The 25,523-nt window shown below is 42.1% G+C and carries 24 protein-coding genes and 1 pseudogene; 12 read left to right on the top strand and 13 right to left on the bottom strand.

The genetic code is table 11. The features are described from left to right. Positions 1–5: 5 nt before the first annotated feature. Complete coding sequence (locus NST85_RS03560) at positions 6–851, bottom strand: alpha/beta hydrolase family protein (RefSeq protein WP_127190376.1); 846 nt, start codon at positions 849–851, stop codon at positions 6–8. Between the two features lie 149 nt (positions 852–1,000). Between NST85_RS03560 and acpS the strand changes: the two genes are divergently transcribed. Both acpS and mutY read left to right on the top strand, forming a co-directional pair. Continuing rightward, positions 1,001–1,393: a holo-ACP synthase gene (acpS, locus tag NST85_RS03565; protein WP_127190108.1), complete on the top strand. Its 393-nt coding sequence runs from the start codon at positions 1,001–1,003 to the stop codon at positions 1,391–1,393. 11 nt (positions 1,394–1,404) lie between these two features. Next, positions 1,405–2,586 carry an A/G-specific adenine glycosylase gene (mutY, locus tag NST85_RS03570; protein WP_127190109.1) on the top strand — a complete coding sequence of 394 codons (1,182 nt, stop codon included), beginning with the start codon at positions 1,405–1,407 and terminating at the stop codon, positions 2,584–2,586. 3 nt (positions 2,587–2,589) lie between these two features. On the opposite strand, the gene NST85_RS03575 is transcribed toward mutY, so the two are convergent. From NST85_RS03575 to NST85_RS03585, 3 genes are all read right to left on the bottom strand, one after another. Further along, positions 2,590–3,702, bottom strand: a complete 1,113-nt coding sequence (locus NST85_RS03575; RefSeq protein ID WP_127190110.1) for a family 10 glycosylhydrolase — start codon at positions 3,700–3,702, stop codon at positions 2,590–2,592. A gap of 95 nt (positions 3,703–3,797) precedes the next feature. Continuing rightward, positions 3,798–5,540: a sensor histidine kinase gene (locus tag NST85_RS03580; RefSeq protein ID WP_127190111.1), complete on the bottom strand. Its 1,743-nt coding sequence runs from the start codon at positions 5,538–5,540 to the stop codon at positions 3,798–3,800. 23 nt (positions 5,541–5,563) lie between these two features. Continuing rightward, on the bottom strand, positions 5,564–7,138 hold the full coding sequence (locus tag NST85_RS03585) for a response regulator (protein ID WP_170220091.1): 1,575 nt from the start codon (positions 7,136–7,138) through the stop codon (positions 5,564–5,566). A gap of 199 nt (positions 7,139–7,337) precedes the next feature. Here NST85_RS03585 and NST85_RS03590 point away from each other — a divergent pair, with 199 nt between their 5' ends. The 3 genes from NST85_RS03590 to NST85_RS03600 all read left to right on the top strand — a co-directional run bounded on the left by NST85_RS03590 (position 7,338) and on the right by NST85_RS03600 (position 10,949). Continuing rightward, positions 7,338–8,294 carry an ABC transporter permease gene (locus NST85_RS03590; RefSeq protein WP_370877686.1) on the top strand — a complete coding sequence of 319 codons (957 nt, stop codon included), beginning with the start codon at positions 7,338–7,340 and terminating at the stop codon, positions 8,292–8,294. A gap of 49 nt (positions 8,295–8,343) precedes the next feature. Next, positions 8,344–9,237 (top strand): carbohydrate ABC transporter permease, encoded by an 894-nt coding sequence (locus tag NST85_RS03595; RefSeq protein ID WP_127190113.1) that lies wholly within the window; start codon positions 8,344–8,346, stop codon positions 9,235–9,237. A 95-nt stretch (positions 9,238–9,332) separates the two neighbouring features. Continuing rightward, positions 9,333–10,949, top strand: coding sequence for an extracellular solute-binding protein (locus NST85_RS03600; RefSeq protein WP_445671170.1), 1,617 nt, complete (start codon positions 9,333–9,335; stop codon positions 10,947–10,949). Positions 10,950–11,053: 104 nt separating this feature from the next. Here the strand turns inward: NST85_RS03600 and NST85_RS03605 are convergent, their stop codons facing one another. From NST85_RS03605 to NST85_RS03615, 3 genes are all read right to left on the bottom strand, one after another. Next, on the bottom strand, positions 11,054–11,269 hold the full coding sequence (locus NST85_RS03605) for a hypothetical protein (RefSeq protein ID WP_127195272.1): 216 nt from the start codon (positions 11,267–11,269) through the stop codon (positions 11,054–11,056). 98 nt (positions 11,270–11,367) lie between these two features. Further along, on the bottom strand, positions 11,368–11,793 hold the full coding sequence (locus tag NST85_RS03610) for a hypothetical protein (RefSeq protein WP_341188549.1): 426 nt from the start codon (positions 11,791–11,793) through the stop codon (positions 11,368–11,370). Between the two features lie 672 nt (positions 11,794–12,465). Next, positions 12,466–13,080, bottom strand: a complete 615-nt coding sequence (locus NST85_RS03615; RefSeq protein WP_341188550.1) for a superoxide dismutase — start codon at positions 13,078–13,080, stop codon at positions 12,466–12,468. Positions 13,081–13,509: 429 nt separating this feature from the next. Between NST85_RS03615 and NST85_RS03620 the strand changes: the two genes are divergently transcribed. The 6 genes and pseudogenes from NST85_RS03620 to folE all read left to right on the top strand — a co-directional run bounded on the left by NST85_RS03620 (position 13,510) and on the right by folE (position 18,111). Continuing rightward, complete coding sequence (locus NST85_RS03620) at positions 13,510–13,956, top strand: GNAT family N-acetyltransferase (protein WP_341188551.1); 447 nt, start codon at positions 13,510–13,512, stop codon at positions 13,954–13,956. A 127-nt stretch (positions 13,957–14,083) separates the two neighbouring features. Continuing rightward, entirely contained in the window at positions 14,084–14,698 is a 615-nt protein-coding gene (gene lepB / locus NST85_RS03625) for a signal peptidase I (RefSeq protein WP_307397799.1), read from the top strand. A gap of 93 nt (positions 14,699–14,791) precedes the next feature. Further along, positions 14,792–15,937 (top strand): annotated as a pseudogene (queG, locus tag NST85_RS03630) (tRNA epoxyqueuosine(34) reductase QueG); the annotation flags it as partial. A 101-nt stretch (positions 15,938–16,038) separates the two neighbouring features. Beyond that, positions 16,039–17,076 carry an HD-GYP domain-containing protein gene (locus NST85_RS03635; protein ID WP_341188552.1) on the top strand — a complete coding sequence of 346 codons (1,038 nt, stop codon included), beginning with the start codon at positions 16,039–16,041 and terminating at the stop codon, positions 17,074–17,076. 143 nt (positions 17,077–17,219) lie between these two features. Beyond that, complete coding sequence (locus NST85_RS03640) at positions 17,220–17,468, top strand: YneF family protein (RefSeq protein ID WP_127195278.1); 249 nt, start codon at positions 17,220–17,222, stop codon at positions 17,466–17,468. 49 nt (positions 17,469–17,517) lie between these two features. Next, on the top strand, positions 17,518–18,111 hold the full coding sequence (gene folE, locus NST85_RS03645) for a GTP cyclohydrolase I FolE (RefSeq protein WP_127195279.1): 594 nt from the start codon (positions 17,518–17,520) through the stop codon (positions 18,109–18,111). A 79-nt stretch (positions 18,112–18,190) separates the two neighbouring features. Here the strand turns inward: folE and NST85_RS03650 are convergent, their stop codons facing one another. Beyond that, positions 18,191–19,438, bottom strand: coding sequence for a Fe-Mn family superoxide dismutase (locus NST85_RS03650; protein WP_341188553.1), 1,248 nt, complete (start codon positions 19,436–19,438; stop codon positions 18,191–18,193). 103 nt (positions 19,439–19,541) lie between these two features. Continuing rightward, complete coding sequence (locus NST85_RS03655) at positions 19,542–20,498, bottom strand: alpha/beta hydrolase (RefSeq protein ID WP_425464360.1); 957 nt, start codon at positions 20,496–20,498, stop codon at positions 19,542–19,544. A 255-nt stretch (positions 20,499–20,753) separates the two neighbouring features. Between NST85_RS03655 and NST85_RS03660 the strand changes: the two genes are divergently transcribed. Beyond that, positions 20,754–21,503, top strand: a complete 750-nt coding sequence (locus NST85_RS03660; protein WP_341188554.1) for an IclR family transcriptional regulator — start codon at positions 20,754–20,756, stop codon at positions 21,501–21,503. A gap of 88 nt (positions 21,504–21,591) precedes the next feature. Here the strand turns inward: NST85_RS03660 and NST85_RS03665 are convergent, their stop codons facing one another. From NST85_RS03665 to NST85_RS03680, 4 genes are all read right to left on the bottom strand, one after another. Next, entirely contained in the window at positions 21,592–21,969 is a 378-nt protein-coding gene (locus NST85_RS03665; protein ID WP_341188555.1) for a hypothetical protein, read from the bottom strand. Positions 21,970–22,136: 167 nt separating this feature from the next. Then, positions 22,137–23,747 carry an alpha/beta hydrolase family protein gene (locus NST85_RS03670; RefSeq protein ID WP_341188556.1) on the bottom strand — a complete coding sequence of 537 codons (1,611 nt, stop codon included), beginning with the start codon at positions 23,745–23,747 and terminating at the stop codon, positions 22,137–22,139. A gap of 54 nt (positions 23,748–23,801) precedes the next feature. Beyond that, positions 23,802–24,902 (bottom strand): DUF1648 domain-containing protein, encoded by a 1,101-nt coding sequence (locus NST85_RS03675; protein ID WP_341188557.1) that lies wholly within the window; start codon positions 24,900–24,902, stop codon positions 23,802–23,804. Then, positions 24,902–25,300 (bottom strand): GntR family transcriptional regulator, encoded by a 399-nt coding sequence (locus NST85_RS03680; RefSeq protein WP_127193949.1) that lies wholly within the window; start codon positions 25,298–25,300, stop codon positions 24,902–24,904. The genes NST85_RS03675 and NST85_RS03680 overlap by 1 nt, the downstream gene beginning before the upstream one ends. Positions 25,301–25,523: the final 223 nt, after the last annotated feature.

Raw genomic sequence — 25,523 nt, forward strand, 5'->3', positions numbered from 1 at the left:
ATGGGTTAAGGCTGGGGGTGACCTGTCTCGTTTGGTGCTACTAAGCTGTCACGGATGAAGGAAATGCTAGCTTGGATAGCTTCTTCAAGCTGTGGGGTGGTTCCTTGAAATGGATGTACGGTATTAAAAGTATGATTACCCCCATCGATTTGAGCCCAGGCGATATCAGGTCTCAGTTCAACTAGTTTGCTAGATCCTTCTCGGAAACGCACCTCGTCTTTGGTGCCTTGAATCAGTACAATAGGGAAGCTAACCTTAGTTAGTCTCTCTAGAATGTCATACCGTTCTTTGTGATGTTCCAAATCATCGAGAATCGCGACATCAAGTGGCATTTGTTGACCTGTGCGTCCATTCTGGGCGAAACTGCGTCCGTTCTTGCGCATTTCATCTTTTTGCTGGGCAGTGAATAGGTCGAGGTCAGTGATACCATTCCAGGAAATGACGCCGGATACGGTGTCGGGGTGATCAAGGGTATGAACAAGGCAGACGGCAGCTCCCCGACTATGTCCGAGCAGATATAGTGGTAAATTCCGCAGAACTTCTTCTTTGAGCAAATAATCAATTAAGGCATTCAGATCAGAAAGCTCTCGCTGGTATGTATTCAGGGCGAATTTCTCTAGTTCCGTGAATTCAAGTGGATCCTCTCCAATTCCGTTATGAGAAAAGTTGAACGTAATCACTTCATTAGTTTGGCTTAATTGATCTGCAACATAGGGGAACATCCCCCAGTCCTTAAATCCTTTATACCCGTGGGCAATAATGATCAGACCTACTGGTGCGCTTTGTGCCGGAAATCGGGTACAGTGTAAAATGACACCTTCTTCTAACGGGATATTGAAATCACTCGCCATCATCATTCTCCCTTCCTTGATGGGTTTATTATCCAATAATTATACCATAGAAGACACGGTAGACTCGCTTCAAGACAGCTTCCCTGTTAAAATGATATTGTTGTGGCTTTATCTTTGTAAAATGCAAGATCAGGAAGAGAGGAATCGTCTTGATTTATGGAATTGGACACGATGTGGTTGATATAGAACGGGTTCAAGCAATGTTAAAGGGAAGAATCGGTGAAAAGCTGATGCACCGAGTGCTGACCCCCGCAGAGTTAGAGTTGCCCGGAAGGTTGGCGCGTCCGGCGGAGTTTCTATCAGGTCGCTTTGCTGCTAAGGAAGCACTGAGTAAGGCATTTGGTTGTGGAATTGGTGAAGTATTAGGATTTAAGGACATGGAAGTTCTACCCGACGTTAAGGGGAAGCCATTCGTTTCTTTGTCATCTGAGGCTTGGACAAGATTGCAGTTACGAGGACCTGAGGAATATAATATACATCTTAGTATTACACATGAACGGCATATGGCATCTGCGTTTGTCGTTGTAGAGCAATTGAAATAAAGGAGATTACAATGCAAGAAATTATAGATAGTAAGGCTTATTTTAGTAGGGAATTGTTAGTTTGGTATGACCGATCGAAGCGTGACTTGCCTTGGCGCAGACACCGTGATCCTTATTATATTTGGGTATCAGAGATTATGCTGCAACAGACCAGAGTCGATACGGTGATTCCGTATTTCCATCGCTTTATTGAGCGGTTTCCAAGTATTGCTGATCTAGCGGAAGCGCCGGAAGAGGATGTGCTTAAATGCTGGGAAGGACTTGGTTATTACTCTCGTGCCCGTAATCTACAGACAGCGGCACAGCAAGTCATGGAAAGACATGGCGGAGTTGTTCCGAATGACAAAGAAGCGGTGTCTGCACTAAAGGGTGTTGGTCCCTATACAACTGGAGCTATTCTAAGTATTGCCTATAACCAGCCGGAACCTGCGGTCGATGGTAATGTGATGCGTGTGTTGTCGCGATATTTTCTGATTGAGGAAGATATAATGAAAGCCCGTACTCGTATCATGATTGAAGAACTGGCAGCAGGATTGATTCCACAAGGCCGAGCTTCTGATTTCAATCAGGCCTTAATGGAACTGGGTGCACTAGTATGTACACCGAAATCCCCAAGCTGCCTGACTTGTCCTGTGATGGAGCATTGCGCAGCACGATTAGAAGGTGTTGTGGATGAGTTGCCGGTGAAGAGTAAGGCGAAGCCGCCACGTCCGGAATATCGATTCGTTGCCCTTGTAGAGGGGAGTGGACGTAACGAAGGACGCGTTCTGATCCGTCGCCGTGCAGACAAGGGGCTACTCGCACGAATGTGGGAATTGCCTCACATGTTGGCTAATGTATCTCCTTTAGAAGGTGCCGGGCTACTGGATGCGCCTGCAATGGATCAACTGGTGGGGGAACTTGCTGAAGTTGGCATAGACGTAAAGCCTGAGGGTGCTTATATGGACGCCGAGCATACGTTTAGTCATATCCACTGGAATCTGCGCGTATTTCGTTTTGGTGATGTAGCAGAGCGAATAAATAATGTAGCTGAATCCGGTACGGGATATGAATTCGGTGGGGATGAAGCGACTCTTGGTGGAAGGGAAGGCGATTCTGGCGAATATCGTTGGATCAATCAGCAAGATATGGCCAGTCTCGCCTTTCCGAAGGTGTTTCTTACAATATTGAACCGTTATTTTGAGTTAAATTAAGGATTACCAACCTGTGCGATTATCAATTTTCTTTAAGTCATTATCCGTCCACTTACCATAGACGAAAAATGATAGATTTGTAATTTCCGGGAAGTTAGCTCGAATGCCCTGATGAACATTATGGTATTGTGCATTTGTCCAATCCGTATCTAGTGTCGCGATAATTTCTGTGCTACCGATCTTTTGTTTGGTTTGACTTAGAATACCGGTTTCATCATAGACCCAGCTTGGTGGAAACTCCCAATCATCGAAGTAAGCCATTGGTGAGATGAAGTCCATGTGTGGTATAAATTTAGCGATGTCTTGACCACATTCAATAAATTCCGGCGGTAAAATATAAGCACCGAAGAATAGACCCGGTGTGATGCTATTCAGATCATTGCGCACATCCTGCACGTATTCACCAAGCTTTGTTGTTCTCCATTCGTTCCACTCTGTACGCTTAGCATTATCCATCCCAAAGTTAATAGTAATCGGATCATAGCCGTATTGTGATTGATATTGTTGTCTTGTGTAGTTACCCATATCCATATTGTAATCGTCGAAACGAATCCAATCGAGTACGATACCATCGATATCATATTTTGTAGCGATTTCTTTAATAATGGACCGTTCATAGGCTTGAACATCAGGATGGAGCGGATTTACAAAATACTCGTTTCCGTTTGAGCCTGTAAAAGGAACAACCTGACCGTTAACCAGTGCTTTCATTTGCCAATCGCTGTTCATATCAAATGCAGCTTTGTCATGGAACTGCGGAATCCAAGCTCGCACCTGAATTCCACGGTCATGGGCTTCTTTTATTACATCCTTAACGGCATCAAAGTTGGCATAACCTGCGGCGATTGGAGCAATTGTACTTGGATAAAAAACGTACCCTGAAGGAACGGCATCATCCTCATCTTCTTTAACATTTAAATTAATGACTGAGACGTTACGCTTCTTGGCATTGTTCATAAACTTAACAACATCGTTATGATTCTTAAAGTTGTCGACCGTGCGAACAATGACTTCCGTGACAAAGGGACCGGTCTGTGCGTAACTGTTGTTGACGGGCAAGAATACCATGGAGATGATTAGCATGGAAGCGATCAGGAAGATAAATTTCCGTTTCATTAAATGATCCACCTTTCATAAATGATTGTATTCTGATGCCATTGTAAGTTTATATCCTGATCCAAACAATGTACCTATACAACGATTTATGTTCTCTAGGAATGAATATAGTAAGGAATGGTGAGCTTAGCGGTAGTTCCAATGCCAAGTCGACTATGCAGTGAAACGCCAAAGGCCTCACCAAATTGCAGTTTAATACGTTGATCGACATTGCGTATACCATATCCTATTTTAATTCCTTTTTTGTTAAATATCTGATCGATCGTTTCTATGTTCATTCCCATTCCATCGTCAATTATTTTAAAGGTGATTCCACTCGGCTCTGCAGTAGCAACAATGCGAATATGAATTCGATCAGCATACCAAGCATGCTCCAGTATATTTTCCACAAAAGGCTGTAAAATTAGCTTTACTGTATCATATTTGAGCACTTCTTCATCGATATCATAACTAAAATTCATACGTGATTCGTATTGAATTTTTTTAATATCTATATAAGCCTGCACCTGCTGAAGCTCTTTTTCAATAGAGATGATTGTTAATCCATCATTAAGACTGAGTCGGTAAAATTTAGCTAGTCCACTGACCATTTCGCGATGCTTTTCTGTCTCCCCAAATTGCGCCAGTCGGTTAATAGAAGAGAGCGTGTTATATAAAAAATGTGGATTGATTTGAGCTTGTAGTGATTCCAGTTCAGCTTCTTTTTTCTGAAGATTGGATAGGTAGACATCTTGAATGAGTTGGTTCATATTCTCTCCCATATCATTTAGTGCGGAAGCGATTTGATTAAATTCATCATGCCCCTTATAACGAAGCCGCTTATGAAAATCCCCCTCTTGGAATGAGCTCAACACAGATACAATTTTAGTAACTCGTTTGGAAAAATAAGCTGACAAAAAAACACCCGCGATTGAGAAGACAACGATGCTAATTATGCAAAGTAACAGGGTTACTATTTTTACATTGAACAGTTCTTTTTTTAATTCGTGATTTGGTATATTGGCGACGAGAGTCCAATTGAGGCTGGGAATCGGCTGTTTAATTTGTAAAAAATCTTGATTATCTAAGGAGTGAATGTGCTCGGCAGTTATGTTCGGATCATCAGAAGAGATGTAAATAACCTCATGAAGCTCATTCTCAATATATAATGTGCTCCCTTTGCGAATTTTCTGGTAATCTACGCTTTGTAGAATATCAGATATTTTAACGGTAATCTTTATGAAACCGATCATTTTGGGATCGGTAGGCTCAAAGGCATCCATCAGTCTGCGAAGCAAGGAGATGTTCTGAAATTGCTTATCGCTCTCTATTTGGCTCCATTGCGTAGTGAGACCATATTCCTCCTTGGGGAGACTTGTGTACCATTCTTTGTCGACAATCCTTTGTAGGTGATACATTTCATAGAAGGGTCCTTTTCTTAAGGGATCCATACCATCATAAAGAAAGAATACTTCAGGAATTGTATCGTTCTTGATGTAAACGGAAAGTGCGATATTATGCTTAGTTGAATGGATTGTACTCTGCAGACTGGGAAGTAAGTAGCTCTTCGTCGTCTCGTAGCTGTAATAGCCATCATCATATCGCCGTAAATAGTCAGCTAGCGTTCGATCATAATACAACCGGTCTGTCAGACGCATAATATCTTCCGTTTTATAGTTAATGTTGTCTTGAATCTGCTGTAGGGTACCGTGAATATTAGCGCTGGTTTGTTCTGTGATCGAATGCACTGATGTGTTATAGGCAAATATTCCAACGAAAACTACCGGTAAAACGAGCAGAAAGATATAAGAAATCATGAGCTTGTAACCAAATGAAAAATATCGTTTCTCACGCTTCATACATCGCGTCTCCTTCAACCTCTTTAGCTTTGTTTCCGGTAATCTCCGGGGGTCACCCCGAAGTGGTCTTTAAACTGCCTGCTGAAATTGGTTTGATTTTTGTATCCGACCCGTGCGCCAATTTCATAAATTTTATATTGATGATCCTGAAGCAGACAACGCGCCTTTTCCATCCGGCGTTCCACTACATAATCACTGAAGTTAATGCCAGTTCCCTGTTTGAATAGAACTCCAAAATGATTAGGGGAGAAGGAAAAGTAATTGCTGACATCGCGTAAGACGATATTCTCGTGTAGGTGCTCCTCGACATAGATAACGATGGATTCGATGAGTCGGTTATTCTTTTTTTGCTTCTTAAGATGTAAAAGTTCAGAAATCTCAAATACTTTTTTGCATAGCCAGGTTTTAATATCATCTATCGTTTCAAATTTAAAAATAATATGGAGATCTTCAAGCTGCATGCCGGGCATTTGAAATAAATCTTCATTTACATTTGCCAGATACGCATCAAGCTTAGAAATAATTTGAATGGAAAAATTGTATACGGTCACCTTAGATTTCATACTACGAATCAGGGTGAATAGATGCTCTAATTCATCGTGAATTTGGACCAGGTGATAATTAGACATCTCAACAAAGAGAGCGTCCAGCGCCATTTCCCAATGCTGGACTTCTTTTACATGTTTGATCTCCATATCTCCATAGCGGATAACTATGCTTTTACCTATAAGCATTTTGAGATCAAGTGCCTGCAAGGCTTGCTGATAAGAGGCTTGCACCTGCTCAAACGAGGAGAATGCATTTCCTAGACCAATGGTAATCGTAATAGGAAGTGTTGTTGCGATATCTCGTATTAAATCATTAAGCAGTTGGGTATGTTGGTGATTACTCTCAACTATCATGGCGAATTGATGTGCAGACAGTTTGCATAAGGTATAAATGTCGTGCTGTCTACAGTGTTGGTCGATCACTTGATAAACTCTATTTACGATATCCTTAGCTTCATGTTCTTTATAGGTATTAAGCTTCCAAGCCAGATCATCTATAGCAATATAGGCAACAGCTAGCTCACACTTGGATAGCTTAATTCCATATTGTTCTGTCAGCATAATTGCATTTGTGTTCCAATCTAGTTGACCTTCATAGAGTTGAAGTAGTAGATCATTCTTAATGGCGGGAAGCGTTTTGTGGTAGGCGTTCTCTAGCATTGAACGCTGAGTCTCTTGGTCGAGTTGGGCCTTTACCTTATAAAGTGCTTGTATAATTTCCTCATCATCTATCGGTTTTAGTACATAGCTCTGTGCGTTAAGCTGCATAGCTTGTTGGGCATATTGAAAATCTTCGTATCCGCTTATAAAAATAATCTTTAGTTGTGGATTCAACAATAGTGCCTCGCGTGACATTTCGAGACCTGACATGATGGGCATACGAATATCAGTAATTAGGATATGTATAATATTTGTCTTCATATATTCAAGTGCTGCTAAACCATTGTTTACGACCGCTGCAACATTCATCTGAAGTTCTTCCCAAGGGATAAACCTCTCCAGTCCTCGTAAATCCAAGATCTCATCATCCGCCAGCATGACATTGTACATGCTAATCCTCCTGATATTAATTTTTTTGATAGCGCCAACATTCATATTACATCACATTACTCTTCGTACTGGCAATGAACACAAATTAAGATCATTGCAGAAGTCTATAAATCGTTGCATGCATTAGTTTTTTTAAATTTGCAGCTAATTTACTATAGGCTATATCGAATTAATATCAGTCAACGGAGGAAGTGTTGAAATGAAGAAAGACAGCATAACTGCTGCAATGCCCCTTAAAGATGGCAGGAAAAAGTTCCGAGTCAGATACATGGAGCAAATTGACTTGCAGCTTATGGTGATACCCGCATTGGTGCTCATTTTTATCTTCGCTTACTTACCTATGTATGGAGTGTTAATGTCATTCCAAGACTACGACATATTTGGAGGCTTTTTTCATAGCCCGTGGGTAGGTTTTAAGCATTTTAAAATGTTCTTTGATTCTCCTGATTTTTGGAACGTCATGCGTAACACAATAGTGATCAGCTTTTTACGATTGCTAATTGGTTTTCCTGCACCGATTATTTTGGCTCTTATTTTGAATGAAGTGGCACATATACGTTTCAAAAGAATAGTTCAGACAATCAGTTACTTACCACACTTTCTCTCATGGGTTATTGTGTCGGGTTTAGCTATGTCGATTCTAGCTACGGAAAATGGAAGTTTAAATATGTTGCTAGAGAATTTTAATCTAATTAATGAACCGATCAACTTTCTTTCGATTCCGAATTATTTCTGGGGAATTTTAATCTCAACAGGAGTATGGAAGGAAATAGGCTTCTCAGCGATTGTCTATATCGCAGCAATAGCAGGTATCAATCCTGAAGTGTATGAAGCAGCATCAATCGATGGTGCCACCCGGTTGAAGAAAATTATGTACATTACTATTCCAGGAATCGCGGGTGTCATTATTATTTTCATGATATTAGCTGTCGGTGATATTTTGAGTGCTGGTTTTGAAGACATTCTATTATTAGCGAAAAATCCCGTACTTCAAGATGTGTCGGACGTAATTGACACGTATGTTTATCGCGTAGGTATTAAAAATTCGCGATTCTCCTATGCTGCAGCAGTTGGATTGTATAAGTCTATTATAAGTGTTGCTCTGCTGACGATTGCGAATGCGATTGCTCGTAAGTTAGGCCGAAGTCTCTGGTAAATCGATCACTTTATGTTACATAAATTATTTGAAATGCAGGTGAAGTTCTATGAGGACAATTAATTCTGATCGAATTTTTATGATCTCAATTTATGTGTTTTTAATTGTTATGTCTTTTGTGATGTTGTATCCATTTTGGAATTCGGTCGTTATTTCCTTTAACGCAGGTTCAGATACGTCGCTTGGGGGAATTACGTTTTGGCCCAGAGAGTTTACATTAGAGAACTATAAAGTTGTCTTTCAAGATAAACGAATGATGAGTGGGTTTGTTATTTCTATCTTACGAACGGTAATAGGTACTGCGATATCGATTACTTGTACCGCGATCTTCGCCTATGGCATGTCCAAAAAACAGTTGATTGGCCGTAAATATTTTATGATTATGTGTATTATTACCATGTACTTCAGCGGAGGACTAATACCAGCTTATCTGATCAATCGTGAGTTGGGACTGATGGATAGCTTTTGGGTCATGGTTATTCCGAACATTATCAGTGTCTGGAATATGATCATATTTCGTACCTTTTTTATAGAATTACCGGAAGGCCTTGAAGAATCAGCAAAAATTGATGGTTGTGGCAATTGGAGAACCTTCTTCAGTATTGTGGTTCCTATTTCTGGTCCGGTCATTGCCACGCTCTCGTTATTTGCGGCGGTATGGCATTGGAACGACTGGTTTACAGCAAGTATATATATTACATCGGAGCATTTGATGCCCATTCAAACTTTGCTACAGCAAATATTGAGCTCCAACATTATGTCAGAGCAGATGATGCAGACGAACGCCGCGGCTCAAGGTCATATGGCCAGCATGCAAAGTGTTACAACAAAATCACTGACGATGTCGACGATGCTTGTTGCGACGGTCCCAATCTTGTTGGTCTATCCTTTCTTGCAAAAGTATTTTACAAAAGGTGTAATGATCGGTTCGATCAAGGAATGAGTTTGCAAATTTAGTGAGGGGTATCAAAGCTAAGCTAGGCTTTTATATACTATATTTATAATGGGGGAATGAATGTGAAAATTAGAAAAAAATCAATGTTTCTTTTCCTTGCTCTTATGTTAAGTATGAGTGTTCTGTTCGCAGCTTGTGGTAAGGGGGGAGAGGTATCCAATCAGAATAAAACAGTGGACCAAGGAACTGCAGGAAATTTTGTTCTAGGGGAAACACCGTTAAAGTTCTCCTTCTATGGTAATTATGATTGGTACACGATGAATCCGTGGGGTCAAGATCCAGCAACAAAGTGGATTCAAGAAAATAAGAAAGTAACGGTCGAACCGATTCAATCAGGTGGGACAGCACTGCAGAAATTTAACACCATGATTGCGTCGGGGAAATTACCAGATGTGATATGGGGAGATCGTGGGACAGATGTAGAGAAGCTTAGAAAGGCAGGTAAGCTTGTACCGCTGGACGCCTATTTAGATAAATATCCTAATTTGAAAAAGTGGGCTGGAGATAAGACGCTTAATATGCTGCGTTCTGAGGATGGAAAGCTGTATCAGTTTCCTAACTGGTATACAAAACGGCCAATGGGTAATGGTGGATATGCTATAAATAATAAGATTTATAAGGATCTAGGGTCGCCAAAGTTGGAAACTTTCGATGATTTATATAGTTATTTAAAATTAGTCAAAGAGAAGCATCCAGAAGTGGTTCCATTTGAAGTGGGCATTTCCGGACAAGGAATTGATTTCTTATATGCGGGAATGTCAGAAGATCGAACGGTTGGTCATTTGATGAATCGTGCGGTTCCTGATGGAAACGTGTTGAAATCTTTGTTCAGTGACCCGGTATATAGGGAGGCAATGGTATTTGCCAACAAATTGTTTGAAGAAAAGTTAATTACTCAGGATGCGATTACGCAGACGCGGGACCAGGTGAAGGAGAAAATTAATAAGGGTATGGTTGCTATTTACGGTGACTTTACTACTACCGTTATGGGGACAGAAGCGAATAGTATGTTAAAAGCTAAGGACCCGGAAGCTGGTTATACCATGATCTGGCCACTTCATAAAGAAGGTGTTGATCCTAATAAGGTTTGGGTCAATGAGTTTGATTCCCTTGGCTGGAATGTGAGTGTGATTACAACTGCGGCCAAAAATCCCGAAGGTATATTCGCTTATTTAGATTGGCTGACAGGGGAAGAAGGAGAACGGATTATTTTTTGGGGACCAGAAGGAACCTATTGGCAGGGAACGAGTGATACGGGTGCACCATTATACACAGAAAAATATGCTAACGATGTTGAAGAACGAACTAAATTGATGGCGATTTGGGATACATTCCAGTGGGCAGGTAATACGACGTTTATCGATGAATCCAAATCAGTCAATGAAATGAATCTACCTGAAGATAAGCGGGATTGGGCTACGGTGTCGCAAACCAATGTTGGGTGGAAAACTTCTTTTGATGCGACGGAATTTGGGAACATTAATCCACTACCAGATTCAGCAGAAGGAATAATAATGCAACAAATAGCTGATATTGCAGATCAGGTTCGGGCTAAGGCACTGTTTGCCAAAGATGAGCAAGAAGTAATAGCCCTGCTAGATAAGGCAGAACAGGATGCTCAAAATGCTGGTTATGAGAAGCTTTTGAAGTTTCAAACACAAAAATGGCAAGAAAACTTAAAAAAAATTAATGAAAAATAAATTGAATTTGAAGATAAAGCTATACTTAGCGGATCATTGCATAGAAGAGAAGGACGGCATATGCCGTCCTTCTTCTTTAATATCTCTGCTAGCATGTAGAAGAACTACTCCAATGTCCGGTTTTCGACATCTTTCAGATTATTCTGTTGATCAGTCTCACGCTGTTGTTGTGTAAACTCCTGACCTTGCTCTACAGGAGTCTCTCCACTAACACTGCGCGCAAAATTCGTAAACTGTGCCTTCTGGGCATCGTCTTCATGTTTCAGTTTTAACAGTTTTTGCGGATCATTGGTAAGTTTGTCTGAATGATCTGTTCCCATGAATATCCCTCCTTGGAAAAGTGATAGGGGTATTTTACCCTGCCAGATACTTTTCTAAACCAAGAGGGCTGGAAGTTGATCGTTCATGTGTATTTTTATTACTTTAAAGTAAAATCCAAAGATTGTACCGTTGTACTACTTCTTTTTAGCGTAATTGTATAATCGCCTGATGACCATGTTAAATTATGTAAGTAGATTGGGTAAGCAGCCAAACCTGCATACTCTCTAATCTTTTCTTCTTGTAAAATCTGTTGAGAACCTTTTTTCGTTACACATAACTGAGCGATCGCCGCAGGGTCCCGTTGATCGGGATAAATAGCTAGTGCGATCAGTTGACTGTCGTTAGTAAATAGGGTGCCGTTATCTCTCATTCCCGGCAATTCATCATCTTCTTCATGGCCGATTTGAATTTCAAAGGTAGTTCTGGGATGAACGAAATCGATAGTAAAATGTATGATGAATATCGTTAATATGATCACAAGTAGTGCAGATAGGATTCTTATGACTTTATAATTCAGTACCATGAAGAATACCTCCACTTCGTTAAGTCGAATACGTAAGCTAAGATTCAAGGTGAGAGGACATAGGATCCGCTATTCTGTCTTTTTTAGGCTTTTTTTTGAGTTTTGCGGACCTGAGATCCGTTATTCGTCTCAAATATATCATAATCAAAGATACTTGAGCGAATAGCGGAACCAGTGTCCGCACAGATCACAAAACAGGGATATTTCAGTAAATAACGGACTCAGTGTCCGCTCAGACAAGATATCGACTAACATTTATGTGTACCTTTCATGGTATGAAGCTGGTGATCGGCGGCTTTAGTTAGCAATTCTGGAGCAAGTCGCGGTACGCATTCGCACCGCGTTCCCACTTTGTTTATCCGCTATTTTGAACGCCATCCAAAGTCATCGTTTTCGAAGCCACTGTCATGGCTTATTTACGCAAATCTATTTTTCACTTGTTTGCTCACCCCCCTCATCTATCCATAACACTAAAAATTAAAAAGAAGCAGGAAACTCCTGATTTGAAAAGGATCTTCTAGCCTCTTAGGTATGCAAAATTTTTGACTGTCCAGTTACCAATATAATGTTTGTAACACCATATTACAAAGCCCCATAGAGCTGTCCTGTTCAAGACAGGAAGACCTTGGGGCTTTGTTTTTCCATATGATAATTCTTTTTCCTACTAATTAATTACTTCTTAGCAGCTTCGTAGCGTTTATTAACTTCGTCCCAGTTCACTACGTTCCAGAAGGCAGCGATGTAATCAGGACGTTTATTCTGATATTTCAAATAGTAAGCATGTTCCCATACGTCGAGACCGAGGATGGGAGTCAGACCCTCAGAGAGTGGGCTATCTTGGTTTGGTGTGCTTGTTATGGCAAGCTTACCGTCCTTACCCACTACGAGCCAAGCCCAGCCACTTCCAAAGCGGGTTGTCGCAGCTTTCGCGAAATCTTCTTTAAATTTATCGAAGCCCCCTAGCTCACGGTCGATTGCGGATGCAATTGGGCCGCTAGGAGCACCTCCAGCACCGGGTCCGATGATTGTCCAGAACAGAGAATGATTGGCGTGTCCGCCGCCATTGTTTCGTACTGCTGTACGGATACTCTCAGGTACTTCATCCAAATGGGAGAGTAACTCTTCCACGCTTTTGTTCTGAAGCTCTGGAGCACTTTCTAGTGCAGTATTAAGATTGGTGACGTAAGTATTATGGTGCCGATCGTGATGAATGTTCATCGTTTGTTCGTCGATAAATGGCTCAAGTGCATTTGCAGGGTAAGGTAGAGCGGGTAATTGATGCGTCACGGTAGTAGATGCCTCCTGATTAGTATAAGTGATATGCTGTATCCTCTCCGGTAGGGTGTCCCAACCTAATACTAAATATATACAACTTGAGTAAATAAATAGAGATTTATGAATTAACATTGGTGTGATCATCTCCTGATTTAGAGTTGTGTTAACTCAGTGTTAACTATCCTATATTTTGGGAATTATCAAAGATTTATGCATTTACATTTCCAAAGTATGAATATTTTTCGAGAATATTAAATGTAAACGCTTAATATAAAGCGCTTCCAGAAGAAAAGTGATGTATTCTGGAGATTATTATGGTTTAATGGACAAAGAAGAGGTTTTTTCTCGTTTTTTGTCTAGTTTCAAACTATTTGGTTGATGTAAAATTGAACCTTAAATTTTACATGAATCTATCTTGCATAAGAAAAGGGAGATCAGAGCATGCGTATCCGTTCCTTTCAGTTGAGTGATGTCAATCAAGTGATGGAGCTTTTGCAGGTTGCCTTATCGGAAGAATGTTACGAAGACACTAAGCGGGCGTTTGCCAGACAACTGTCTTGGGATTCTGAGTTAATCATGATCGCGGAAGTGGACGAAGAGATCGTTGGTGTACTTATTGGAACGATCGATCAGAAGGATTTGGGTTGTATTTACCGGATCGCCATTCACCCAGATTACAGACGCCGTGGAGCTGGCAAAAGTCTTGTAACTGCTATGGAACAACGTTTCCAACAGCGGAAGGTTCACCGTATTATGATAGCGGGGGACGAGCATAACAAGGGAGTGGCAATGCCGCTTTATGAAGCGATGGGATACGGAGCTAATAAGTTTCTTGAGGCTTTCCAGAAACTTAATATTGCAGCGGTTCACTCGTTGTCGGGATCTTAATCGGGCCAATATCGCGTGTATTATATTGGAATGAACTAAGCATATCTTTCGTCCGTTGCATTTGGGCGAGGGATATGCTTTTCTATTATTAGCGCAATTTTTAAATAACTTATAACCGAGGTGTGGAATGGAACCTGTTATTCCTTCGGGAGATGTAAATCATACGAACGAACAAGATAAGGCCATCGCTGCTGAGGAAATTCTGCAGTCTAAGAAGACATGGCTTGTAGAACTCTGGGATTTCAGTAAAACGATACTGATCGCTTTTGTGGTCATGCTGCTGTTAAATATATTTGTGTTCAATTTGTCGTTAGTCAAAGGGCAATCCATGGAGCCGACTTTAGAAAACCAGGAACGTCTATTTGTAAATAAGCTGGTGTATCATATCGGATCTCCGAAGAGTGGGGATGTTGTGGTATTAAAGGACCCTAGTACTGGATCTGATCGAAAGATGTTTCTGGTCAAGCGAGTCGTAGCGGAACCTGGGGATACAGTGGAGATCCGTGAGCATAAATTAATAGTTAACGGGCAATCTCAAGATGAGCCTTATACGGATGTCCAAATACAGGATAGTGACATTAAGCCGCTTACGCTCGGAGAGAACGAATACTTCGTTATGGGGGATAATCGCCATGCTGGACGGAGTAAAGACAGTCGCTCTTTTGGAAGTGTGAAGAGTGAACAGATTGTGGGTAGGGCTGAGTTTGTTTTTTGGCCTATCTCCAAAATAAGAGGTTTGTAGTATTTGCTATGATTCGTATGACATCAAGAAGACATCAAAGGAGGTGATGAGGTGGATAATAACTTGAAAGCTCGTAAGCCAAGCAGGGAATCTATGTGGGCTGAATTAAAGCGAGAGATTAAAGAGGCCGCCCCATCGCTTGGGATCGACGATATAGGATTTGCCTCGGCTGATCCATTTCTTTCATTAAAGGCTGTGTTACTAGACCGGCGCGAGAAGGGCTACGAATCTGGTTTTGAAGAACCGGATATCGACAAGCGGATTTATCCTGAACTTTCTTTTGATGGACAACCAGCTTCGCTCATCTCTATTGCTGTGGCCTATCCCTCCAAAATGGAGAATCCACCGAAATCGGCCCCTGGTGAGCGAAGGGGGATTCTAGCTAGATCGGCTTGGGGACGAGACTACCATTTAGTACTCCGTGAGGCCATGAGGAAATTAGAGGATTTCATCAGGGAACGTATTCCTGAGGCTAGAATTGAGAATATGGTGGATACAGGTGCTTTGGTCGACCGTGCGGTAGCTGATCGCGCTGGAATCGGATTCAAAGGGAAAAATTGCTTGATTATATCCCCGAAGTGGGGAACTTGGGTCTACCTTGGCGAACTTATCACTAATATTCCTTTTCCACCGGATACTCCGGTTACTGAAGACTGTGGTGAGTGTACGAAATGTCTAGATGCCTGTCCAACGGGTGCGCTAGTCGGTCCTGGGGTATTAAACGCACAGCGTTGTATCTCATTCCAAACTCAAACCAAGGGGTTCGTGGAAGAGGAATTTATGCTGAAGATAGGTAATCGGTTGTACGGTTGCGATACATGTCAGGTGGTATGCCCTAAGAATAAAGGGAAACATTGGAACCATCGTCCAGAGCTTCAACCTGATCCTGAAACGGTGAAACCGCTGCTCTTACCTATTCTGGATTTAAGCAATCGACAGTTTAAAGAACGTTTCGGAACAAGTGCTGCGGCTTGGAGAGGAAAGAACCCTATTCAACGAAATGCGATTATTGCACTAGGGAACTTCAAAGATCCCGGGTCTGTGCCGAAATTAATAGATATACTGATAAAAGATTCAAGACCTGTGATGCGGGGAACAGCCGCTTGGGCATTAAGTCGAATCGGGGGGACAGAAGCACTAAGTGCTATTGTCAAAGCAATTGCTACAGAGACGGACGAAGAGGTACTGAAGCGTCTGCGAAATGCTGAAAGCAAGCTCATGGAGGCTGAAACACCGGAGGTTTGATTAATTCCATGTCGCTGCAGGGAGCGAATTTTGGTTTTTAGATTTGGTATGGCAGAGACATCAGATGGTATTAGTCATCAGAGGGGATTGAGATTATGAGGTTCATAAGTGTTGAGGATATCGAACAAGGGCAATATCTTGGTAGAACGGTATATTCCTCTAATGGTACGGTTTTGTTATCTTCCGGCGTTCAGCTTACAGTCTATATGATCAACACGTTGAAACGGATTGGTGTTACCATGCTGTATATCAAAGATACGGATTTTGAGGATATTCAAATGGATGAAGTTTTGAGCGAATCAACCAAAGGACAGGTATTTCGAGAAATGAACGAATTGCATGAGGCAGTTCGATCGGGTAAAGAATGGAGCACTAAGAAAGTCTTCGGCGGCGTAGATGCTTTGTTAAATGATGTGCTGAATCATAAGGATGTACTTCTACAACTGACGGATATCAGGACAGCGGATAATGCTCAATATCTTCATGCCGTTAATGTTTGTTTAATTTCATCAATGATTGGATTAAATATGGGGCTTGGCTTCTCTCAATTGAAGGATTTAGCAGTAGGAGCCTTACTGCATGACATGGGTAAGTCCATTCCGTTACCCGAGGGTGCCGATGAAGATGATATGAGGAATCATCACACTTGGCGGGGGTTTGAGGTATTAAAGCATAAACGTGAATTTAATCTATTAATCGCACACACAGCACTTCAACATCACGAGCGGATGGATGGAAGTGGTGTGCCGCGTGGACTTATGGGAGAAGAAATTCATCTATACCCCAAGATAGTAGCGGTTGCAAATCGTTACGATAATTTGATTGGTGGTGGCTCAGAAGGAACGGGACGTGCGTTGCTTCCACATGAGGCATGCGAAAGTTTGATGGCCTCTTCTGAACATGAACTTGACCACGAAGTGCTGGTGGAGTTTACAAGAATCGTCTCAGTATATCCGAATGGTACAGGTGTACGGTTGTCTACGAAGGAGAATGGAGTAGTTGTCCAGCAACACCGTGGACTTCCCGGACGCCCCGTAATTCGTATTATCCGTGGTTCAGGTGATGATTTAGATGTTAAGGAAATAGATTTGGCAGTTGAGACAACGGTATTTATTGAGGCTGTTTTAGCTTAATTTCTTCAATTATTCTTTAGTTAGTGGTATAAGCGTTATTCAGATTGGATTTGCTAGGTTGTAATGGTAATGCTATTATATTTTTTAGTTGTACAAGCTATAATGTATAGTGTTGGTTATATTAATACAGGGGTGGCTGAGTGATGAATTACGTAATACCTATTATTACTCTTATTGTCGGTTTAGTTGGCGGTTTCTTCATCGGTGTCTACTATCTACGTAGTCAGATGACAAAGATGCAGAATGACCCGCAAATGCTTCAGAAGATGGCTAAACAAATGGGTTACAACTTGAATGGCAAACAGATGCAACGTGCACAGCAAATGATGAAGAATCAAGGCGGAGCACCAAATGCACCAGGAGCGCCAGCAGCAAAACGTAAGAAAAAGTAAACTTAATCGCTCCTAGAAGACGGAGTTTTTGGAAAGGAGGAGGCGCTTGATGGCAGGACTTAAAGATTACGTAAACAACAAAGTCGGTGAGAACCGAGATCAGATTGAGCATCACGTTCGTGAAATTTTAAAGCTGATTGGCGAAGATATCGAACGGGAGGGTTTACATGAAACCCCAGCCCGGGTCACCCGGATGTATGAAGAAATATTCGGAGGATATGAGATTGATCCCCGTGAGGTACTCGGTGTTACGTTCGAAGAGAATCATCAAGAGCTCGTTATTGTAAAAGACATTGTGTATTACAGTCAATGCGAGCACCATATGGCGCCTTTCTTCGGCAAAGCGCATATCGGATATATCCCAAGTGGAAGAATCGCGGGGCTCAGTAAGCTGGCCCGACTAGTCGAAGTTGTTACCCGGCGTTTGCAGGTGCAAGAACGAATCACTTCACAACTTGCTGACATTATGGAAGAAGTACTGGATCCCGCTGGTGTCATGGTTGTCGTGGAAGGTGAACATTTGTGCATGTGCGCTCGTGGTGTTAAGAAGCCAGGGAGTAAGACGATCACTTCTGCAGTACGGGGGAGTTTTCGTACCGATGCCGCTTCAAGAGCGGAGTTCTTGTCATTAATCAAGGATTAATCATGTTAAATAAATAGGCTGGCGATGGTAATTAACCAACGTCAGCCTATTTTTTATAGATATAGATAGAGTGCCAGAATCAGAAAGGTTGCCATTTGAGCTTCTTCGCTTCATTGTAACGCTTTGCCACCTCGGGCCAATAAACGACATTCCACCAATCGGCAATATAGTCCTTACGTTGGTTCTGGTGTTTCAAATAGTAGGCGTGTTCCCATACGTCCAGTGGGAGAAGTGGTACGATGTCCCACTGCGATAGGTTCTGATGCTTCTCAGCTGTCAGTATTTCCAGACGATGACTACGTGGACTCCAGACAAGAACGGCCCAGCCACCGCCTTCAACCTTTTCAGCGGCTTTGGAGAATTGATTATGGAAAGCATCATAACTGCCAAAATCCGATTTGATTTGTTCCAGTAATTCACCTTCAGGTTTGCCACCACCTTCAGGGCTCATCGTATCCCAGAATATCGTATGTAGGTAGTGCCCGGCCCCGTTAAATGCTAGTTCTCGTTCCCAGTGTTTCACCAGATCAAAATTACCTGATTTCCGGGCCTCCTGGAGTTTCTTCTCAGCAACATTTAAATCATCTACATAGGTTTTATGGTGTTTGTCATGGTGGATGCGCATGGTCTTCTCATCAATGTAAGGTTCAAGTGCATTGTAAGCGTAAGGTAGTGGGGGCAGGGTATGTCCTCCAATCGGTACGGAACGATTAGGTTCTCTTATATTGCTGCCCTTACGCACCTCAGGTGTAGGCAGATCAGTGTTCAGTTCGTTGATCTCCTTTTCTAGGATATCAATTGAGAGGGGGATGTCTCTGCTTATCATGGTATGAGAACCGACAATAGTTTGGTAGTGAGGGTCTAGAATAGCTGGGGCATTGTTAACATTGCTGGCGAGTTCTCCAGGGCGGTTGAGGGTTTCAAGCACGCAGAGGAAATATTCCGATTCGCGAATGATATGCAGCAGCACTGTTTTTGCAAGCGGAACTTCTCTTACAGCGATACTTTGCTCCAAAATACAATACAACTGTCTTATGAATTCATGCGATTGCCGGCAAGCTACTTCGAGGAGTTGTTCGGTTTGCTGTATTAACAGAGGGTCACAAGCGGCTTGTTCTGAAGATAGGGCATATTGTAGCAAAATATGGGCGGACTGCTCTACCTCAGCAAAGACCTTTTGCCACTCACTAAGTAGGTTTACGTAACAAACTTCTAAACTAGGGATGATTGCTTTAATGACATCAGTGTGTTCTTTCTCCTGCTCCTTCCAAAAGCGAATTTCTTCTAAAATTCGGACAGGCAAATAAGGGCCATAAACGAATAGCATAGCTAACCTCCTAAAGTTCTCATCGCTATTAAATACCTATTCGAGAGAAGGTTTGGACTATGCTATCGTTAAATGGCCCCCTTGAGTGCAACAGGTGAATTAATTAATCGGTAGATGATAATTCAATATTGCTAAGGAAGTTGGATACTTTGCGTAAATACTCTTTCGGATGCTCGCGGAAAATCATTTCATGATGTGCACCTTCGGAAATCCATACCCCAGATGCAGGATTAGTCTGATTCTCAGCCAATTGCTCAGCGATCGGATAAGGAGCCTTCTCGTCCTCAGTTCCATGAATGAATAGGGTTGGGAAAGGATAGTCTTTCGATTTCACCTCAGAATATGGGATTTGTCGAAAACTTGTGCCATTGAGTGCCGGAAGTAAAAGACCGATAATTTCCAAAGAGGGATGCCTTGGTAGATTGATATTCTGCCGGATGTTGTGATACATCGTATCTGGTTCCAACAGAAAGGTGCTATCGAGTATCATTCCGTCGATATCTTGGCTGGTCAAGGCAGCCTGCAGTGCAGTCCCAGCCCCCATGGAGAAGCCCCAAATGACGAGCTCTTGCGCACCAAGTTGTTTGGATAATTGAATTGCTCCAAGGAGTTGTTCCTTTTCTTTCTTGCCACCGGTAGCTACTTCCTTGCTGTTCTGAGCAGCAAATCCATAATCAAACATCAGCACATTGTAGTTCAAGCTATGAGCGAAGTGGGCCAGATCGTACATTGGAACCCAGGTTTCTTCGCGATTTGCTCCATATCCGTGACTAAATATGATCGTTTTCTTAGATTGATCTGCGGGAATATACCAACCTTGCATGATCCGACTTCCGTCAGCTGCGGGAAAAATGACATCCTGATACTCTAAATCTTTAGAAAGCTTTGGATTCGAGTATAGAGGGGCTACTGTCGGATTGGATAGAACCCAGGCAATGTATCCGTGTAAGGAAACAAAACAGAATATTAGAAAGAATAGGATGGATAGTAGAAAAGCAACAACGATATGCTTGATACTGATATGCCGAGCTGATATCACAGAAGGCGTAGCTTCATTCATCTCGGATTTTAGGGAGAGGTGGCTTTGGCTCGTTTGGCTCATGGTCTCTCCTCCTAAACAATTTTTAATATTATATTTAAATTATATGAGTAGATCGAATGAAAATTCAATCAAGTTTTGTCGAATAAAGGCGGTACACTATGAAACTATCGTAAGACTAGCACTCTATAAAGTCAATAATTGACGGAATGGAGTGTTTTCCATATAATTTATGTAACCACGTTTCATGTAGTGAAACCGGAGGGGGTAGACTGAATGGAAGACCGCAAATTAACGGTTCGTGCTGTTGAACGAGCGCTTGATATATTGATGTGCTTCACCAAGGGGAGCGATCTTGGACTTACTGAAATCTCCGCAAGGATTGGGATACACAAAAGTACTGTGCATAGGCTCTTAGCTACACTAGAGGATAAGGGTTTTGTTATACGTGATACATCAACAGAGAAATACCGTCTTGGGATGAAAGTTTGGGAGCTATCGGCTCACTTATCCCAGAATGATGATCCAGCGATTCTATTATTACCACAAATGGAACAGCTCCGTGACCGCTTAGGCGAGACAGTTAGCTTATACCTACGTGATGGAATTGATCGGTTGAGAATTGGAGCTGTCCAGAGCAATCAGGCGATTAGACGGGTTGCCGTCGTGGGTGCAAGGTTGCCGTTATATGTGGGCGCATCTAGTAAGGTGTTGGTTGCCTATGCCGACGAGGCAGTATTAAATGCTGTGCTGGAGGATCGTGAGTGGCCTCCTACAATCGATCGGCAGGCTTATGTGTCTCAATTAGAGGAGATACGTAAGCTTGGGTATGCTACAAGCTATGAGGAGCGTGAGCCTGGAGCGGCTGCGGTTTCTGCACCCATCTTTGATCGAACGGGAAAAATAGCAGCGGCTTTATCGCTATCAGGACCCGTGAGTCGACTGTCACCACAAACGCTAATCGAATTTAGTCCTGTGTTGATTGAAGCGGCACGAGAAATGGGTATGATGATACATTCTTCTTAAGTGGGAAAATTCCTTAACTAATACAAAATGACCGATCAAGGAGGTTAGCCTTGGTCGGTCATTTTATTTACGCATGAAGACAAACTTTTTAGAATGTACTGTATCCAGACGGTAGGGTTCCACGGTCACGAATATTTCGAATTTGAGTTAGTGTTAATCTTTGATTAGTTGAGATTAAGGATTCGACATCTTGACCTGAGATAAAATCATCTAGGTCTGCAATATTGTGGTTTCCACGAAGGACACGGAAGTTTCCACGAAATCTTGTTCTAGTAAATAGAACTAATGTTGCATTAGAACTTGTGGAGAAGAAACGAAGACTTTCAATTCCATCAAGGATACTATCTGTATTCCGAATTCCTAGATTCCCTCTGAGAATTCTGCTTGAGCCACGGAAATTTTCTTCGGAGAATATAGTGAGCCGTGGAAAAACCTGAGATATATTTACTTCTTTTGATAATGGCAATGTTATCATCTCCCTTCTGAAAACACTATATGATGAATAGTAGAAGGGTGATTGGATGAGAGCATAGAAAGTAGAATAAATAGATAAGGGACTATCCTTAGTAGATAAATCTACTAATGGAATAGCCCCGTTTTTAATTTGCGATATTTGATAGGGAAGAATGATCTTTATTTTATGTTTTGAACCCATGCGGCGATATCGTCAATAATGGCTTTGGATACATTGGATGGTAGGGCATATTCTGCAGCCACTGATACCCCATCGTATTCAGCTAGTAAGTGATTCACTTTAGGATACGATTTATATTGGACATCTTTGCGATCCTTCAGCGCTGTTTTCCATCCGTCGAATTGATTCATCGATACTTGGACATCGTTCTCCCCCTGTAAGATTAACATTTGTCCGGATTGTTTCTTGGCAAGATCAGATGGTTTATACCCTTTTTGCTCAAACCACCAATAAGAAGGTTGGAATGGGAATTGAGCTGGGAGGTTATCCACTGAATACTGCGGATCGTTTAACATATCGGACATGCTCTTAATTAATGCGGCACTTTGCTCATAAGGTGTCGTATCTTGACCCAACCCTTTAAGACGGGATACTAGCTCCACTTGCTGCTCTGCCATAACATTAATGAATGTGTCACTAGGTCCAGCCAGCAGAATGCTACCAGCTATATCGCCGTTCTTATCGGCGTCCAGAATAAGTGGCATAGCGAGACCGCCTTGACTATGTCCTGCGACAAAGATGCGGGAAGCATCGATATTGGGATTTGCTTTAAGTAACTCCACGGCTGAAATAGCGTCATCAACAGTTTCTTTTTTTAATGTAAATTTAGGCTGTGAAGCCACTTTGAATGTATGCTCGTAGGTTACTTTGTCGTATCTAAGTACTGCAATACCTTTGGAAGCAAGACCTACAGCAAGGTCACGGAACGGCTTTGACCCGCCGATAGCGGAGTCACGGTTATGCATACCTGAACCGTGAACTAACACAACGACTGGAAATGGCCCTTTGCCAACTGGAGTAGTGAGCGTTCCGGGTAGGGCGAGCGCACCTTCACCCACGACAACTTCCTGTTCAATGTAGGAAGAGGCAATATCATAGGATGGCTTTTGATAATTTGAAGCGGAAGAAACGGCAATGAACATGTCGTCAATTTGACCCGCAAGATTTAATCTTAGCGTTAGGTCAAAGGGAATGGCACCCTGGAACGTATAGGTTACATTCCGGTGAATAGCATTACTGCTCTCGTTCTTGATGGGATCTCCTTTAACACCACCGAACTGAGCTGCGAAACTACTCCATGCTGTATTAAGGAAAGCCTCGGGGCGAGCAGTGGACGATGTTGGACTTACATACTTGGCTGCGCTGGTTCCGTCCCCGGATTTTAGCAACTCAAGGAATAGGTCAGCGGTATCAGCATCTTCAGCGGCTTCCTGAGATGTCATCGCTTTGGTAATAAAGTTTGCATCAACTAAGGTGTGACCGGATACGAGACGGAATGGTTGGTTTAAAGCGACAGACTTCCCGTCAATTAATGCCTTTTTTTCGCCGATTTTAAAGGTAATTACATGATTGTTGTTAGTAAGGGTAACACTTTGCGTACTCTGATTCCATTTGATCTCTGCACCGATCTTAGCTGCTACATCCCGTATGGGAGTTAGCTTTGACCCATTCTGTACAGATGCAGCAGAGGTTGAGAGTGCTGGTAAGGTAAGTGTGAGTGCCAGAGCAGTTGTTGCAACTACATGGAACTTCTTGTTTTTCTTGGACATGAGGGTTCCTCCTAAGAATCTGAATTAATAGTTATCTATCTACTGAATTTGCAGTTATTTTGCAAATTCGGTGACCAGAGTAATGATGCCGATAAGGCCAATAAAGATAATCCAGGACATGGGATTTGCTGTATTAATTGTCCATCCGATACCTGACCTTTTTTCCACCCATATTGCGGGGTCCTTGGGGTTGAAATATATGACTCCAAGTTTCCAATAAGCATCATCATTCACGGGTTGTATGGGAGAACCAACCTCTGAACGTTCGATTCGGCTACCACCCTGTCCGGTAGTAAAGGCGAGGATTATGGCAAATAGGACAATGAAGACCGGAACCAGAATACTCACGAATGCTAAGATCTCTACTTTCATGGGATAAATCATATTCAACTGAATAAAGGCGAATAGGAATGTTATTGCAAATGCGGATAATAGCGTGAACAGAGACCATTTACGGCGAAATACGATGTTTCGTCTGATGGAGCGTTCAGGATCCCCAGCATGGATCTGTTGTTTACTGCTCGAAATACTATGGTTGACCATCAGGAATACTAAGAGCATGATCACTTGCATGATATTCGGGAACAAGACGGACCAATAGGACTTGGCAGCACTACTTATGACGTTACCCTGGAAATCAAATTTCATTGCAATTATTTCTGGAATTCGGTCGTAATTGGCAAAGACAAAGATCGTACAAATTACGGTGATAGCGAAATGAACCAGAAACCATTTGTTAGAAAGTATGAGCTTATGCTGGCGAAAACTAGTATCAATAGCTAGGATTGTCTTGCCACTGGTGGGACCAGGTGGAAGGGAAGGTTTGAGTTTTTTCATTTTAAAATAAAAGGTGAGGTTCATAACAACAGATACGATGATCATAACGATCACACAAACACCTACAGTTATCGATTGACCCAGATCTCCTGTTTGCACCAGTACGATGAGACTAGTTAGGAGCAAAATACTATAGATCACGACACTGATAGAAGCAAACTTCTTACGCATCTTGCGTAAAAGATCACTACGGTAATGCTCTTCACTAACCGAAACTCCGAAGCTGATCGTTTCCCTGGTGAAATAGGGAGTAAAAGCCAGGACGGCAGCTATGGGAAGAAACAGCATTATCAAGATAAAAGCAGAGAGTAGTTGCATTATGAAGTCTCCTTTCCACTATGTGTTATTTCTTCGTGAATAAGTTCGACAATCTGAAGTAATTCTTCCTTGCTCATGCCTCGGCAGATGGCTTCAGCAACGATGGGCTTGAGTTCTTGGCGCTGCTTATCACTGTATTCGGCCGTTACCGGAGGCATACCATCCGGATGGATAACAACACCTTTCTGGCGGTGAACTTGAATAAATCCATCTTGCTTTAGTAAGGTATATGCCTTGTTAACCGTATGAAGGTTGACACCGATGTCTGCTGCGAGACTGCGAACGGATGGAAGTGGTTCTCCAAGCTGTAAGCGCCCGCTCGCGATCCCTTCGATGATTTGATTCACTAATTGTGTATAGATTGGAACCTCTGATTGCATATCAAGTTCAATAATCAAGTGGGCACCTCCTTTATTCTAGCTGTTATAGTCATACTATAACAGCTAGTTGATTCGAATGCAATAGAGTTCTTTTCTAATGGACTATTGCAAAAAAACGACTCCCCTCGTAAGGTAGATTAATCAACTCGTTAATTAATTTCGATTGACGGGAGAGGTACATTGATTCATAATGATATCCATACTAAACATATAAGATTAATTAGATAAGAGGGGGATCTGG

It is taken from the genome of Paenibacillus sp. FSL K6-2524, from assembly GCF_038005525.1.
GTDB classification, from domain to species: Bacteria; Bacillota; Bacilli; order Paenibacillales; family Paenibacillaceae; genus Fontibacillus; species Fontibacillus anaericanus.